Source organism: Streptomyces sp. NPDC127197, from assembly GCF_042672405.1.
Classification (GTDB): Bacteria; Actinomycetota; Actinomycetes; order Streptomycetales; family Streptomycetaceae; genus Streptomyces; species Streptomyces flavusporus.
This window is the reverse complement of record NZ_JBHXVG010000063.1, coordinates 13,479-28,636: the sequence shown is the minus strand read 5'-3', so window position 1 is coordinate 28,636 and position 15,158 is coordinate 13,479. Positions and strand designations below refer to the sequence as shown.

14 protein-coding genes and 1 pseudogene are annotated in these 15,158 nt (G+C 69.1%); 6 read left to right on the top strand and 9 right to left on the bottom strand.

Features of this window, described 5'->3' with window-relative positions:
• Positions 1-297, top strand: a 297-nt coding sequence (locus ACFVJQ_RS42660; protein WP_385791109.1) for a hypothetical protein, incomplete at its 5' end; no start/stop codon positions are given.
• Positions 298-631: 334 nt separating this feature from the next.
• Here the strand turns inward: ACFVJQ_RS42660 and ACFVJQ_RS42655 are convergent.
• From ACFVJQ_RS42655 to ACFVJQ_RS42640, 4 genes are all read right to left on the bottom strand, one after another.
• Positions 632-1,213: a sigma-70 family RNA polymerase sigma factor gene (locus tag ACFVJQ_RS42655; protein WP_385791107.1), complete on the bottom strand. Its 582-nt coding sequence runs from the start codon at positions 1,211-1,213 to the stop codon at positions 632-634.
• Positions 1,214-1,864: 651 nt separating this feature from the next.
• Positions 1,865-3,031 carry a DSD1 family PLP-dependent enzyme gene (locus tag ACFVJQ_RS42650; protein WP_385791105.1) on the bottom strand — a complete coding sequence of 389 codons (1,167 nt, stop codon included), beginning with the start codon at positions 3,029-3,031 and terminating at the stop codon, positions 1,865-1,867.
• Between the two features lie 8 nt (positions 3,032-3,039).
• Positions 3,040-3,990 (bottom strand): ornithine cyclodeaminase family protein, encoded by a 951-nt coding sequence (locus ACFVJQ_RS42645; protein ID WP_385791103.1) that lies wholly within the window; start codon positions 3,988-3,990, stop codon positions 3,040-3,042.
• 7 nt (positions 3,991-3,997) lie between these two features.
• Positions 3,998-4,684 carry a transcriptional regulator gene (locus ACFVJQ_RS42640; protein ID WP_385791101.1) on the bottom strand — a complete coding sequence of 229 codons (687 nt, stop codon included), beginning with the start codon at positions 4,682-4,684 and terminating at the stop codon, positions 3,998-4,000.
• A 528-nt stretch (positions 4,685-5,212) separates the two neighbouring features.
• Here ACFVJQ_RS42640 and ACFVJQ_RS42635 point away from each other — a divergent pair.
• A complete protein-coding gene (locus tag ACFVJQ_RS42635; RefSeq protein ID WP_385791099.1) occupies positions 5,213-5,932 on the top strand; it encodes a DUF4232 domain-containing protein in 720 nt (239 codons plus the stop codon).
• A 539-nt stretch (positions 5,933-6,471) separates the two neighbouring features.
• Here ACFVJQ_RS42635 and ACFVJQ_RS42630 read toward each other — a convergent pair.
• The 3 genes and pseudogenes from ACFVJQ_RS42630 to ACFVJQ_RS42620 form a co-directional block, all read right to left on the bottom strand.
• Positions 6,472-7,119 carry a response regulator gene (locus ACFVJQ_RS42630; protein WP_385791097.1) on the bottom strand — a complete coding sequence of 216 codons (648 nt, stop codon included), beginning with the start codon at positions 7,117-7,119 and terminating at the stop codon, positions 6,472-6,474.
• A complete protein-coding gene (locus ACFVJQ_RS42625; protein WP_385791095.1) occupies positions 7,116-8,381 on the bottom strand; it encodes a sensor histidine kinase in 1,266 nt (421 codons plus the stop codon). The genes ACFVJQ_RS42630 and ACFVJQ_RS42625 overlap by 4 nt, the downstream gene beginning before the upstream one ends.
• Before the next feature lie 249 nt (positions 8,382-8,630).
• Positions 8,631-9,383 (bottom strand): annotated as a pseudogene (locus ACFVJQ_RS42620) (transposase).
• 331 nt (positions 9,384-9,714) lie between these two features.
• On the opposite strand from ACFVJQ_RS42620, the gene ACFVJQ_RS42615 reads away from it, so the two are divergent.
• From ACFVJQ_RS42615 to ACFVJQ_RS42600, 4 genes are all read left to right on the top strand, one after another.
• Positions 9,715-10,323: a VanZ family protein gene (locus tag ACFVJQ_RS42615; RefSeq protein WP_385791094.1), complete on the top strand. Its 609-nt coding sequence runs from the start codon at positions 9,715-9,717 to the stop codon at positions 10,321-10,323.
• A 97-nt stretch (positions 10,324-10,420) separates the two neighbouring features.
• Positions 10,421-11,368: an ABC transporter ATP-binding protein gene (locus tag ACFVJQ_RS42610; RefSeq protein ID WP_385791092.1), complete on the top strand. Its 948-nt coding sequence runs from the start codon at positions 10,421-10,423 to the stop codon at positions 11,366-11,368.
• Positions 11,365-12,396 (top strand): ABC transporter permease, encoded by a 1,032-nt coding sequence (locus ACFVJQ_RS42605; RefSeq protein ID WP_385791090.1) that lies wholly within the window; start codon positions 11,365-11,367, stop codon positions 12,394-12,396. Before ACFVJQ_RS42610 ends, ACFVJQ_RS42605 begins: the two co-directional genes overlap by 4 nt.
• 467 nt (positions 12,397-12,863) lie before the next feature.
• A complete protein-coding gene (locus tag ACFVJQ_RS42600; RefSeq protein ID WP_385791088.1) occupies positions 12,864-13,004 on the top strand; it encodes a hypothetical protein in 141 nt (46 codons plus the stop codon).
• Positions 13,005-13,131: 127 nt separating this feature from the next.
• Here ACFVJQ_RS42600 and ACFVJQ_RS42595 read toward each other — a convergent pair whose 3' ends face one another.
• Both ACFVJQ_RS42595 and ACFVJQ_RS42590 read right to left on the bottom strand, forming a co-directional pair.
• Positions 13,132-13,983, bottom strand: a complete 852-nt coding sequence (locus ACFVJQ_RS42595; RefSeq protein WP_385791086.1) for an alpha/beta fold hydrolase — start codon at positions 13,981-13,983, stop codon at positions 13,132-13,134.
• 199 nt (positions 13,984-14,182) lie between these two features.
• Complete coding sequence (locus ACFVJQ_RS42590; protein ID WP_385791084.1) at positions 14,183-15,148, bottom strand: alpha/beta hydrolase; 966 nt, start codon at positions 15,146-15,148, stop codon at positions 14,183-14,185.
• Positions 15,149-15,158: the final 10 nt, after the last annotated feature.

Here is a 15,158-nt window from a genome sequence, read left to right as displayed (position 1 = left end):
GCGGTGGCTCCGCACGAGTGGGACGGAGTGCCGGCACCGGACCCCGAGCGGGCCATCGCGCGACTGCGCGCGGGCACGGCACCACAGCCGCCGCCCAACGCCGGCCGGAGCAAACAGCCCGCCGACATCGCCTGGCGGAGCCGTACCTACGTCGCCCTGGCGGTGGCGTTCGCCGCCGGGGTACTCGCGGGCGGTGGGGCGCTGACCGCCCCGTACGGTGACGAGAAGCGGCGCGGTCCCGTCACTCCTGCCAGGGACGTGCCGGAGCGGGGGGTACGGCGCACCGGGCGCATCTGACGCGCTCAGAGTGACCGGAAGCAGTTCGCTGAGTCCCCGGGACATCGCCGCGTCGGAAGTCCTTTCCTCCGACGGGAACAGGCTGCTGCGCATCAGCCTCTGAGGTGGTCGTCCGCACTCCGTCCGGTCCGGCTTTTTTCGACGCAGGAGTGAACCACGCGGCACTTTCGCTCGTAGAGCCGGATGCCGGGCGAGGTGCGATCCACTTTCGCCGGCCGGTCGGCTCTCGGTGCCTGTCCCCCGGGCACCGGGATCCGGCATGCTCCGTAGGAGCCGGTGCGCCCGCTCGGAGACAAACAGGTTCCCACGGTCTCGCCGCGCCCTTCCGCCGGGTTCAGCCGATGACTCCCTGGTCGGACAGGGCCTTCCTCAGCGCGCGCACCGCATAGTAGGAACGGGACTTGACCGTTCCGGCGGGTATGCCGAGGTGTGCTGCGGCCTCGGCGACACTGCACTCCATGAAGTACATCAGATTGATTATCTCGCGGTGCTGTCCGTTCAGTTCAGCGTAGGTGTCCCTGACCACCTGAGACATGAGCATCCCATCGATGCCGTCCGTCACGGAGACGACATCCAGCTCCCACGACATGTCCTCCGGCGGGCGGATCTGCCGAGCGCGGTGGTGATCCATCACGAGGTTCTTCACGACGGTGTACAGCCAGGCTCGGGCCTCCTCCGTTTTCACGCTCAGGCTGGACGCATGTCTCCACGCCCGGATCGCGGCCTCCTGGAGGACGTCCTCCGCACGGTGCCAGTCACCACCGAGCAGGCGTGCGGCGAAACGCAGGAGCGGCGTGCCGTGCTCGGCATACAGCCTCCGGATGAACTCCTCACAGTTGTTACTCAGGGCCTCGTCGGAGTGGCGCGGCATGCCGTCGGTGCCCGTGCCAGGCCCGGCGTCCGTGGTCCGCCTCATCGTGCTGGCGTCCTTGTTCATCGATCAGCTTTTGTTGTGGCTGCCCTGGGTAGCCCCGAGGCGGCTTCACACTGGTGGGACAGACTTGGACGAACCTTGTCGATTTCTTGCCATCGATCTGTCGCGCGGGCGTGCCGCGTGCCGTGAGAGCAGCACATCGGTAACAGGTGCTCACCGCTCGCCGCGTTTCAGCCCAGGCCCGGGGCCAGTTGGGCCGTGACGGGATGGTCCTGGTCATCAGCCGGTTGAGGAGCCGGTTACGTCGGTAACGCGTGCTCAGCGAGCCAAGAGTCTGCGGAACTCCGCGGCGGTCCGGTCCTGGGCCGCATCGGCCAATGAACTGGCCACAGTTGACGTGCCGCCACATCAGGCGTATCTGCGGGAAGCCGTGCAGGAGCACGGTCGGGAGGCGCGAGCCGCAGACAGTGGCGTTGGGAGCACGCCGTCGGTGACCGAGGCGCTGGTGGTCGAAGCCGGGGATGGTCGGTGCCACTGTGCTGCTCTTATCGGGCGGGAGACGCCTGCCGGTCGGCGACGCAATTGAGCCTGCCAACGCGCGAATCGGCATCGGAGCAGCGAATTGCTCTTTCGTTCGGCGACGTACGCCACCGGCGCCCTCGAGGCCACACCGGCCCGAGACGCCGAGGCAGGTCACCAGCCGGTGACGCGTTGCCAGAAAGCCTCGATCACGGGCGCGGCGTCTGTGCTGCGGGTGCCGTCGACGACGTGGTAGCCGTGATGCTGAGCCGCGGTGGCGCAGGCGTGGTTGGGCAGGATGCGCAGGCGGGTGCCGACGGGCAGGTCGGGCAGGTGGGCACCGTCGCGGGCGGTGAGGGTGCCGTGCTCCTGGCTTGCGGCGGTCATGACCAGGCCGGGGATCGGGTTGCCGTTCAGGTCGGTGACCAGGCCGTAGCCCTGGTCCGTCTGCTGGGCGGCGGTGCCGCGGTCGCGGGACATGGCCATCCAGCCGCCGTCGGTGATGATCCAGCCGTACTCGGGGCGGTGGCCGATGACGGTGACGACGACGGAGAGGGCGAGGTCCTCGAGGTGGCAGACGCCGAGGCCGGCCATGACCAGGTCGAAGAAGACGTAGTTCCCTGCGCGCAGTTCGGTGACGCCGGTGAGGTCCTCGGCGGCGTGGGCGGTGGGGGTGGAGCCGACGCTGACAGTGTGTATGGGCAGGCCGGCCGCGCGCAGTCGCTCGGCCGCGGCGACGGCGGTGTCGCGTTCGTTCTTCGCCGCCAGGCGCTGTTCCTCAGCGGTGTAGGCGAAGTATGACTCGCCGGCGTGGGTCAGGATGCCGTCCAGACAGCCCGCGTCGTTCAGGATGCGGCCGACCTCGGGGAGCGCGGTGGCGTCGGGCTTGAGGCCGCCGCGGTGGCCGTCGCAGTCGATCTCGATCTGGGTGGGGATGGGGAGGCCTGCCTGGCGGGAGGCTTCGGCGACGAACGATGCCTGCTCGACGCTGTCAAGCAGGATGCGCAGGCGCACGCCGCGGCGCAGCAGGGCGATGACGCGTGGGAGTTTGTGGGGGTCGATGCCGACGGCGTAGGTGATGTCCGTGTAGCCGCCGTCTGCGAACGCCTCGGCTTCGGCGAGGGTGGAGACGGTGACGGGGCAGGGGGTGTCGTCGTGCAGGAGGGCGGCGACGTCGAGGCTCTTGGCCGTCTTCACGTGTGGGCGCAGGGTGACCCCGAGCTGGTTGGCCCGCTTGGCGAGGCGTGCGATGTTGCGCCGTGTCTTGTGGACGTCGACGACGGCGAACGGGGTGTCCGGGTCGGCGAGGGTCCGGGCAGTGGTGGAGGGTGTGGTGCTCATGGGGCTGTTCATAGGGAGATGTCCATCTTCTTCAGAAGGGCCAGGCCCAGATAGAGGTCCTGCAGACCGATTCCGGAGCTGTCGAAGAGCGTGATGTCGCTGTCGTCGGCGCGCCCCGCGGCGCGTCCTGTGAGGACCTCGCCGAGCGGGGTGAGGATGGTCGCTGCGGGCGCGTGCTGGCTTTCGCCCATGCGGCTGGCTTGTTCGGGCAGATCGCAGAAGACGCGTGCGCCGCTGAAGAGTTCCGGTGGGAGTTCCCGCTTGCCGGGGGCATCGGCCCCCATGCAGGACAGGTGCGTACCGGGGCGGACCCAGTCGGCGTCGAACAGGGGCGGGCCGTCTGCGCGGGCGGTGGTGGCGGTGACGATGACGTCGGCACGGGCACAGGCTTCCTCGGCGCCGGCGGTACCGGCGTTGTGGCCCTGTGCCGTCAGTTTGGAAGCCATCTCCGTGGCATGGTCGCAGTTCCGTCCCACGATCAGGATCTCGCCGATGGGGCGGACCCGGCTGACGGCTCGTATCTCGTAGGCGGCCTGGTGACCGGTGCCGAACACGGCCAGGGTGGCGGCGTCGGGCCGGGCCAGCAGATCGACGGCGAGGGCGTCGGCCGCGGCGGTCCGGTAGGCGTTCGCGGTGCCGACCTCCAGGACGGCCGCGATCCGGCCGATCGTCTGGTCGAACAGCAGAAGGGTCGAGTGGTGGCGCGGCAGCCCGTGCTCCGGGTTGCCCGGCCAGTAGGTGCCGATCTTCACCCCGGCGTGCGTCGCGGATGCGGACGGCTTGAGGGTGAACCGGTTGCGCGGATCGGAGCCGTGCACGGCCAGACTGGGGAAGACCGGGCCGTCCACCGTCGCGGCGAAGGCGGCACGGGCCGCTTCGAGGGCCAGCTCCTCGTCCACGAGCGCGGCGGTCTGCTCCTCGGTGATGTGCAACAGATTGGTCGATCCGGCGGCGGTCATGAGCGGCTCACTTGGCGTAGTTGTAGACGGTCGCCCGGGATACGCCGAGCAGGTCCGCGATGAGTTGCGTGGCATCGCGCGAGTCGAAGTAGCCGTCGCGCTGCAGTTGCCGCACCAGTTCCTTCTTGTCCTCCCGGCTCAGCGAGCGGGGGGTCGCGGCGCGTTCCGCGGCATGGGCCTCCACCACGTGACGCAGCTCGCGCGCGTTGCGGTCGCGCAGTGTCTCCAGGGGTTGCTCGCGGTGCTCGGTGTCCGTGGCCACGAGGTTCGACAACGCGAGCGTCACGGGTGACAGGACGGATACGTCGAGATTCAGGCAGAGTGCCGCGATGTACTCGCCCTCGGCGTTCTTGATGCCGATGGACGTGCTCTTCACCGGGCGGCCGTCGGGGAACTGGTTGGGGTAGTTCTGGATGACGCTGGGGTACTCCGGGTCGGCGATGCGGGCCAGGCCCAGCTCTGTGGCGGAGTCACCGACCTTGCGGCCGGAGAGGTTGTTCTCGATCGCCCGGATCGCATTCTCCGGATCCCGCAGGTCGTGCAGAACCACTTCGCACAGGCCCGGGAACATGCGGCCGAGCGCGACAGCGATCTTCTCGGCCTCGCGGATGAAGTGCTCGTCCGCGTCGATCGAGGCGGCGGCAACGACACCCTTGAGCTCGTCCGCCTTCGCGCTCGCTGCGAGGTGGTCCATGGCGCACCTTCCGACACTGGATTCTAATTCACTTCCATTTCTAGACAGAGAGTCTAAGTAGGTCTTCTGGGTCCTGTCCAGTGAACCGTCGGTCGGAGAGCGACCGCCAGGGGGACGGGCGCGGTGGTCCCGCCCACCAGATCGGTCAGGAGGCACCTCGCCGCGGGAGCCCTGGCTCACCAGGAGCGTGAGCTTGGCGTGCACGGCTTCACGCGTGGCGCGTCCCACGCGGGAGGTCAGGCGTGGGGACATCCAAGGGCTCCCCGTCATGGGTGGGGGCGCAGGTCCGCTGCCGCCTTCACCTGCGCTTCAGGTGAGGTCGCCACGGACCGGTTCAGCCTCCCGCCGGACGTGGGGCCCGCTTTGTCCCGGGTTCCGCCGGAGCTGTGTCACAGGCGCGTGACAGCGGCGTCATGGACGCGAGACAGCACCGAACCGGCAGCCAGGAGTGGCCGTGATGGTGATGTCAACGCGCGGCACCGCGCACCTGGTGCCCCCGCATCTGCCCCCCAGGAAGGGAAACCCGAAATGAACCGCCGTCTGCGCACCGCCCTTGCCGTCACCGCCGCGTTCGGCGCGGGCCTGCTGATGACCGCGTGCCAGGGCGGTGACACGCCGTCGGCGTCGGCTGGTACGTCGCCCGCCGCGACCGCCGCCGCGGACTCCCCGGCGGCAGCCGGCCAGGCGAGCCCGACGGCGCCCAGCGGCGGCGAGGGCGGGCACAAGAGCGGCGGAAGCAGCGGTTCCGGCGCTTCGAAGTCTTCCGGCGGCCGGGCCGCGGGAAGCGGCTCATCGGACAAGTCCGGTACTAACGGCAACGACACGGCCGGAGACAAGAGCGGCTACGGGCAGAGCTGCGGTACCAACGACATCTCCTGGAGCGTGAGTTCTGAGTCCCAGGCCGGCGGCTACTACCTGATCAAGGCCAAGGCCAAGCCGGGCATCACCTGCGTCATGCCCGCCGCGCTGCCGGTCGTGGCGTTCGGATCGGACGGAACGGCCGCAAAGCCCGCGGAGCAGTCCGTGGGTCAGGAGATCACGCTGCGCGCAGGCGTCACCGCCTACGCGGGGGTGAACCCGAAGACCACCAACCAGGACGGCGGCAAGGAGCTGAGCAGCCTCATCGTCTCCGTCTCCAACGGTGACCCGAACCCGGTGTCCCTGAGCGTCGGCTCGTTCGTCGTCGACAAGCCGATCGTCACCAACTGGCACACGTCCGCCGCTGATGCTGTCCCCTTCTCGAACTGAGGCGAGACTGAGCGGGGACAGTCCTCCCTCCGGGCCGCGTACCGCTGAATATCCGTGCCCCATGACAGTGGCGGTCAGCCTCCCGACCGCTGAACGCCACCGTCACGGCGAGAGCGTGACGCCTCGCTATGGAAGGGCGTTCGGTTACAGAATCGCCTTCCCTTGGCCGTCGTAGGCCAAGGTGACATGTACACAGCGCTGAGGTTGGTGTCCAGGCATTCGTCCGTCGGTGCGGTTATGGGATGACGAACCTGCTGAGGTCGTGATCGCAACGGTTGCGATCACGCCCGCGCCGACCAGGAGGGAAGTGAGCACTTAAGCTTGAAGATTTCTCTCGTGCAGCACATCCAAGGTGGTACTTCACCACCGCATAACGGCTGGGAAGTCAGTACGGTTCGACCGCCGTACGAAAGATTGCGCTGTGACAGTACTCACAATGACTGTCATGGACGGGAATCCAGATCCCGGCTGTTTTCTCGCCAACCCGCCGCTTCGGGAGGGAATGAAGCCGTTGTTGGCGAATTTCCGCCAGCCAGGTGTCAGTCCTGATGGGCCAGGCCCACCCGCCACGCCCAAGCGGCGATCTCCACTCGGTTGCGGGCGGCGAGCTTGCTCTGAATGTTGCCCAAGTGGGTCTTGACCGTCCCGACCGTGATGCACAGGGCGTGAGCTATCTCGGCGTTGGTGAGTCCCTGGGCGACGAGCCTGACCACGTCCGCCTCCCGCAGGGACAGGACCGTGTCCGGTGCTCGTCGCGTACCGGGTGCCATCAACTGCCGGAGCAGACGGACCGTGATCGACGGACTGATGAGCGAGTCTCCCCCTGCCGCGGCTCGCACCGCCTCAGCCAGCAGCCGGGGGCCGGAGTCCTTGAGGATGAAACCGCAGGCGCCCGACTGCAGCGCCTTGGTGACGTACTCCTCGTCGTCGAAGGTGGTGACCATGACCACCTTCGGGATGTGGTCCGCGGTGGGGCGGGTCAGCGCGCGCAGGGCGTCCAGCCCGTCCAGGCGCGGCATACGGATGTCCATCAGGACGACGTCGGGCCGGTGCCGTGCGGCCTGTTCCACGGCCTCGACCCCGTCCTCGGCCTCGGCGACCACCTCGATGTCGTCTTCGGCCGAGAGGATCATGGCGATACCGGTGCGCACGATGGCCTGGTCGTCGGCGATCAGTACCCGGATCACGGCGTGTCCGTCCCGGCCGGAGCGAGCGGCAGGCAGGCGCGGACCAGCCAGCCTCCGTCCGTGGTGGCACCGGCCCGGAACGTTCCGCCGAGCCGTGTGACCCGTTCCTCCAGTCCCTTGAGCCCGTAGCCCGGGGAGGAGGTCTGGCGCACCGTTCCGTCGTTGCTGACCTCGACGACGGCTTGCTGCGGGAGAACCTGCACGCGGACGTGGACGTGGCGGCAGCCGTGGGCGTGTTTGCGGATGTTGGTGAGCGATTCCATCGTGACGCGGTGAGCGACGGCGGCCACGTCCGACGGCAGCGTGTCGGTGGGACCGGTCTCGGTGAGTCGCGCGGACACGTCGTGCAGGCTGAAGTTGGCGACCAGGTCGCGCAGATCACGCATCCCTTCCGGTGCGGTCGGCGGAGCGTCGATGTCCTCGGCGCGGAGCCCGCCGACCATGCGGCGCAGTGAGACCAGTGCCTCCACGCCGGTCTGCTCAATGCGTTGCAGCGCGGGCGCGACCATGTTCGGGCGTTTGGCGGCAACCGCCTGGGCACCCTGTGCCTGGACGACGATCCCGGTCACATGGTGGGCCACGAAGTCGTGCAACTCTCTGGCCAGGGCGAGCCTCTGCTCCAGGCGGATCCGGTGTTCGCGTTGCCGTCGGTCGGCCATCACCAGCCGCGTGGCCAGGCTCACAGCTATCACCGTCACGGCGACGAGCGTCAGCATGAACGCGACGATCAGGCCGCCTTCCTGAACGCGCACCGCCAAGGGACGCGTGATGACCGCGGCGAGCAGCATCGCCGTGACCACGGCTGCGGGCACCGGTGCGCCCTGTCGTGCGGTAACGGCCAGAAGGATCAGAAGCGCGACGGGTTCGAAGGCACCATAGGCGGACGACGCGTCCGTGTCACCGGCTGTGAGATGGATGGCCACGGTGCAGGCCAGCGAAGCGGCGGCCGCGACTCCGCTCGCGTAGGTGAGTGCCCACGGCCTGACCTCCCGAGCGGCGAGCGCCGGCACACCCAGGAGCGTGGCCGCCACCACCGATGCCGAGACCGTCAGCGCAGTTCCGGTGTCAGGATGACGAAAGGTGCCGGCGCGCACGTCGAACAGGGCGGCAGCCACCACGGCGCAGATCGCGGCCGCCCGCAGCAGGGCGCCGACGAGGCGGGGGCCAGGGCGTGACCTTGGGTGACGAAAGCGCATGCCATGCAGCGTATGCCAGCGGACGGTGCCATTCTCTCTGCCGAAAGTCGTAGCCGCGCCGGCCAAGACCTGCCTTTCGCCTTATCCGCGCGGGCACCGCCTCTGCGGAAGATGATCGGAACCGCTGCCGAACGCCGTAGGAGCCTGGCGTGAACGTGAATGTCGTCATTCCTGCTGTATATGTAATGGGTCCCGCACCGGCGGTGTTCGCCGTGGTGACCATGCTGCGTGTCCGCTTGTCCCAGCCGGGCTGGACGAGTCAGGGCTGTCCCGTAAATGATCTCTGTCATGGCGGATGATCTGTATCTTCCTCCGTCACCCGGCGAGGATCAGGTTGTGCAGGTGGGCGATGCCGAGCATCGCGTGGTGGACGCCGTCGCCCTTGAGGCGGCAGTCGCGCAGGGTCTTCCAGCCCTTCATGCGGGCGAAGACGTGCTCGACGCGGGCCCGCATCTTGCGGTGGGACGCGTTGTGTTCCTCTTTCCAGGCGGGGAGTTCGGCCTGGCCCTTCTCGCGCCGGTGCGAGATTGACCAGGCCGGTGGCCCGGTAGCCGCCGTCCGCGATCATCGTGGTCTTCCCGACGGCATCCTTGGCGCCGGACAGCTCCCACGCCTTGCAGTCGTTGCGGTTGCCGGGCAGCGGCCGGCCGATGGCGACGACGAGCCGGGTGTCGGCGTCGATGACGACCTGGTGGTTGGTCGAGTACTTGTAGTTCTTCGACTGCTCGGCGACGGTGTGGTCGCGGGTGGGAACCAGGGTGCCGTCCACACGGAACCGCTTGCGCTGCTGGAGCGCGAGCGCAGGGCCGAGGTGGTCGATGATGCGGTCAGCGGCCGACTTCGACACTCCGAACACAGGCGCGAGCCCGCGCAGGGTCAGGTTGGTCCGCCAGAACGCCGCGACCAGCAGGACCCGGTCTTTCAGCGGCAGGCTCCACGGTCGGCCCTTGCGGACGGGTCCGCACCCTCACGCCGCAGCGCGGTGATCAGCTTGCCGAACTGTCGCGGGCTCAGCCCGGTGAACGGGGCTATCCAGGACGACTCCGACGCCGTGATCACACCAGCCACACCGTGATCATCTCACCCGTGACCAGGAGTTACGGGACAGCGATAGCCCTTACGGCGACGCGATGTGCGGAATGTCGGTGAGGGAGAGGGCGGGGCGGGTGCGGTGCCAGCGTGCGGGGTGGCGCATCGGTCGGCGCTGTCCCAGGCGACGTCCCAGGGCAGCAAGGGCCGCGTTCTCGCCCAACCGGACGGCAGGGGGAGGACACCGCTCAGCCGAAAGTCGTAGTCGGGCGAGCAAGTTCTGTCTTTCGCCGGATCCGCTCCGCTGAGCGGCCGGGCAGAGTCGTTTCCATCTCGCGGATTCTGCCGTCTATCACATCTGGAGCATGCCGTGGAAAAGCTCAACTTCCGCATCGAGTCGTGGGAGGTGCTGGGACCTCTGCTCCTCGCGTTCGGCGTGCTGCTCGCAGTGCGTGTGAAGCGCAAAGCTTCAGGCTGGTACGGGATACCGGCGCTGACCCGGGTGCTGGCCGTCCTGTACGCGGCGGGCTTCCTGCACTTCACGTTCTTCCCCATCATCGTGGACCCCAGCCAGAACTTGACGCCCTGGTACACGAAGACCCAGGTGGTCCCCTTCCTCGGCGTCCTGGGGATGGACCCCAGCTTTGTGCTCAACATCGTCCTGTTCGTCCCGCTGGGAATGCTGTTCCTGCTGACGGCGAAGCGGGAACTCTCGCTGCGCCGGGTCGCTCTGCGCTCCCTGGCCGCCAGCGCGACGATCGAGATCACTCAGCTGGTGATGTACATGCTGTTCAGCAACGGCCGGTCGGGGGACGTCGACGACCTGATCGCCAACACCCTCGGGGGCATGCTCGGCTTCCTCACCCTCCGACGGGCGGCACGGTCCGCCGCCCTGTCCGGCGTCGTACGCCACTTCGCCCTGCCGGGCACCACGCTCGCCGGAGCCGGCGTACGCACGGTGGCCTCCGTCCCGCGGTGACGACCGGCCGGCCACCGGCCCCACGCCGCTCACCCATCCGACACACACGCACCCGCGATCGACGGGTGCGACCAACCCTCGCAGAAGCGGACCACTGATGAACGAGTCAGCGATCGAGGCCTACGGGCTCGGCCGTAAGTACCGGCGTGGCTGGGCGCTGCGGGACTGCTCCTTCCGGCTGCCCGCCGGGCGGATCTGCGGTCTCGTGGGCCCCAACGGCGCCGGCAAGAGCACCCTCATGAGCCTGGTGACCGGGACGGCACGGCCGACCGCCGGGCGCCTGCGGGTGTTCGGAGCGTCGCCGCAGACGCCGGAGGGCAGCCTGCGCACCGCGTTCCTGGCGCAGGAAAAGCCGCTGTTCCGCCGCTTCACGGTGGCCGAGACCCTGCGCATGGGCAGCAAGCTGAACCCGAGCTGGGACCAGGAGACGGCCGAGGCCATCGTCCGCGCGGGCAACGTCCCGCTGGACGCGAAGACCGGGACGCTCTCCGGCGGGCAGCGCACCCGGGTCGCCTTCGCCCTCACCTTCGGCAAGCGCCCGGACCTGCTCGTCCTGGACGAGCCCATGTCGGACCTCGACCCCCTGGTCCGCAACGAGCTCATGGAGGTGCTGGCGTACGAGGCCGCCGCACGCGGCATCACGGTGCTGATCTCCACGCACATCCTCGCCGAGCTGGACCAGGTCTGCGACTACCTCCTCGTCATCGCGGGCGGCACGCTGCGCCTGGCGGGCGAGACCGACGAACTGCTCGCCGCCCACGCCGTGCTCACCGGCGGCGACGGCCTTCATCCGTCCGCCGACGGGCACCAGGTCATCAAGTCGCGCAACGACCGGGGCCGGGGCACGGCTCTGGTGCGGCTCGGCCGACCGCTCACGGTCGCGGACGGCTGGCAGGCCCAGACACCCACTCTCGAAGAGCTGCTGCTCGCGTATCTGCGCTCGCCCGAGACATCGCCCCTGATCTGCTCCAGCGCACGGGTCGGCGATATCAACGACACCCTCGCCGGGAACCCGACCGGCTTCCACAAGGACTTCGCCGCATGAGCACGTTCGCCGGTACCCCCGCCGCCTCCTCCTCGTCCGTCCAGTCCGCTATGGCCACGCACCGGGTCAAGCACGGACCCGCCCCGCTGAGCGGTCTGGCCTGGCTGGTCTGGCGGCAGCACAGGGCCGCCTTCTGGACCCTGATCGCCCTCACCGTCATCGCCGTGGCCTACATGGTCCATCAGCGCGGGCAGATGATGGACTACCTGAACCAGCAGGGCTGGCCCCACCTGAAGTCCGGCTGGGATGCCGAGTTCGAGGGGTACAGCGATCAGATGTGGACCTTCGGGGAATACCTCGGATACGCCCCCCTCCTGATCGGTGTCTTCGTCGGCGCGCCGCTCCTCGCGGGCGATCTGGAGACGGGTACCGCCAAGCTCGTCACCGCACAGTCCGTCAGCCGCGCCCGCTGGATCGCCGCGAAGCTCGGACTGACCGCCCTGGTCGTCGTCGCCGTCACAGGCGTGCTCTCCGCCGTGTTCGGCTGGTGGTGGGCCCCTGTCAAGGGACGAAGCGCGGGCCTGACGTGGAGCGGTATCTTCTTCAGCACCACGGGCATCGTGCCGGTGGCGCTCGCCCTGCTGGCGTGCGGGATGGGGGCGGCAGCCGGCATGCTCCTGCGCCGCACATTGGTATCGATGGTGGTCACCTTCGGCGCCTTCATGGCCGTCAGAGTCATCTGGGACTGGTGGCGGCGAGGCCTCGGCCAGGCCGTCACGGTCACCAGCGACCAGGGCGTCGGGCCCGGCGCCGTTGCCCCCGAACTGCCCGCCGGAGCAGTGGAGGTGGGCCACATGGACTTTGTCACCCGTGCCGGTGAGCGTCTGGACTGGACGACCTGCCTCGGTCTGAAGGAAGAGGAGCGCTTCGCGTGCCTGGAATCCAAGCACGTCGTCGGCTTCGCGATGGACTACGTGCCGATGCAGCAGATGGCCGGCCTGCAGTGGCTCGCAGGCGGCGTCGTGCTCGCTCTGACTGCCGCCTTGACGGCGTTCGTCCTCTTCTGGGGCCGCAGGCAGACGGTGTGACCCGAAAGCCCGCCGCCCGTCCCTACGGGCCGCCCGGCCTTGGCCTGCGCCTGGCAGGACTGTGCGACGAGGGCGAGCAGCGCTTCTTCGAGCGCGGCCTGGAGCGGGCACGGGCGCCGCGCCGGGGCATCTTCGTGTGCGTGACGGACTTGGAGGACGAGCCCCTCGGGACGAAGAAAGGCTTCTCCAAGACCATTCGCGGGCCCGCGGCCGCCCGTCGCCGTCGGTCCTGTCGCTCGGAGTCACCTGACTCGCAACATTGAAGCCGCCGAGCTCAAGGCCGCACAGCAGGAAAGCACCCTGCTGCCGGCGGCTGCCGGGCGATCGGAAACGACCTCGTGGAGCTTGTGTCCGCCAAGAACAAACGCCGGGCCACGAGAAAGACCTGGAAACGGTTGGACGACGCGCTCCCTACCGACGTGCCCTGCAGCCAGCAGTCCTCCGCCTCCTCCGCGACGCACCCATCGGTGTCCGCGTCCCCCTCCGTCCGTCCGAGCCACCGGATCGACGACCACGGAAAACCGTTCCGCACCAGCGGCAGTCGGGGCCGTCCCCTCTACGAGTACCCGGTCGGCGGCACCGAGGGGGTCGGCGTGGCGGAGGACTGATTCCCTCATATCGCGACGCTGAGAACACGCCGGCGAGGGTGAACCGAGCAGACGCCGTTGGCGGCCTCCATCGGAGGCCGCCAACGGTTGCTCGGCTGCGGGGCGTCGTGCCGCGGCCTGCGGTGGTTCAGCGGGTGTCGCGGGCAGCGCGGAGGATGAGGTCGGTTACCGCCGCCGGGTGCGAGACCGCAATCGCGTGCGAGGCGCTGTCGATGGTGACGGTGGGGGCGTCGGCGCGTTCGGCCATCCACTGCTGGGCCTTGGGCGGGATGTTGTAGTCCTTGCCTGCGATCAGGGCGTAGGAGGGGATGTCCTGCCAAGCCGCCTTCGTGGCCTTCTCTTCCAGGGCGAGCGTGGAGACCGGCCGCTGAGTGGCGGCCATGATCGCGGCGGTGGTGGCGGGCACGTCGGCGGCGAACTGCTGGTGGAACCTGTCCTGCTGAATGGTCAGCTCGGTGCCGGTGCCGCCGCCGGGCAGGGGGTAGGAGGCGCTGTCGAGGGTCTCGCCCAGGGTGCTGCCGGGGAACTTGGCGGCCAGCTCGCCGGCGCTTTCGCCGACGTTCGGAATGAATGCGGCGATGTAGACCAGCGCCTTGACGTCGGGGTCCCCGGCGGCGGCCTGGGTGATCACGGAGCCGCCGTAGGAGTGGCCGGCCAGGACCACCGGGCCCTTCACGGTGTCCAGGACACTGCGCAGGTAGGCGGCGTCGCTGCCCAGACCGCGCAGCGGGTTGGCCGTGGCGATGACCGGGTAACCGTCGCGCTGCAGGCGCTGGACGACACCGGACCAGCTGGAGGCGTCGGCGAAAGCGCCATGGACGAGCACGATGGTCGGCTTGGCCTTGCCCGCCCCGGCCTTGTGTGAGGCGGCGCTGCTGCTCACCGTGGTGGCGGCAAGCACGGAGCCGGTCACGATCGAAGCGAGGGTCACGGTGGCGACGGTGCGGACGGTTGAACGGATGTGAGAGAGGCGGAACATGACGTTCTCCTTGGGGTGTTCGCAGTGAGACGGTCTGGCCGGGATCGCGGATGCGCCGCGTCCACGGGGCGTTGAGCATGACGTTCGTGAAGGTTGCCCGGGGGCCGGACGACGGTGACGTCGTTGCCGGCGGCGTGGGCCGCAAGCTCCGGCCGCCCTGGTGGGATCGTGCGGGCGTTGCCCGGAGTTCCGGAGCCGCTCAGACGGTGCCGAGCGCGGTGCGGAGGGTGGCGATGGCCTGGCTGATGGCGGCTTCGGCGGCGTGGGTCTCGCGTAGGGCGTTGAGCATCACGAAGTCGTGGATGATGCCCTGGTAGCGGACGGCGGTGACCGGAACTCCGGCTTGGCGCAGCTTGTTGGCGTACGCCTCGCCCTCGTCGCGCAGAACGTCGGCCTCGGCGGTGATGACCAGGGCCGGGGGCAGGCCCGTGAGCTGTTCGGTGGTGGCGCGCAGCGGGGAGGCGGTGATCTCGGCGCGCTGCTTCTCGTCGGTCGTGTACTGGTCCCAGAACCACTGCATGGCATCCCGGCGCAGGAAGTAGCCGGTGGCGAACTGGTGGTAGGACGGCGTGTCGAAGCTCGCGTCGGTGACCGGGTAGAACAGCACCTGCTGCACCAGGGAGACGTCGCCGCGTTCCTTGGCCATCAGGGTCAGTGCGGCGGTCATGTTGCCGCCGACGGAGTCGCCGGCGACGGCGATGCGGGTGGCGTCCAGGTTGTTGGCGGCGCCGTCGGTGACGACCCAGCGGGCGACGGCGTAGTTCTGCTCGATGGCGACCGGGTAGCGGGCCTCGGGCGACAGGTCGTACTCGGGGAAGACGACGGCCGCGCGGGCGCCGACGGCGAGCTCGCGCACCAGCCGGTCGTGGGTGTGGGCGTTGCCGAACACCCAGCCGGCGCCGTGGATGTAGAGGATCACCGGCAGGCGGCCGTGGGCGTCGGCCGGCCGGACGATACGGGCCTGGACCGATCCGGTGGGGCCGCCCTGGACGGTCACCCACTCCTCGGCGACGTCCGGCTTGGCGATCTCGCCGGACTGGACCTCGTTCACGGCCTTGCGGCCCTCCTGCGGACCGAGGTCGAACAGGTACGGCGGGTTGGCGGTGGCCTCGGCGAAGGCGGCGGCGGCCGGCTCCAGGACGGGCTGGGTGGTGGTCTCGGACATGGTGGCTCCT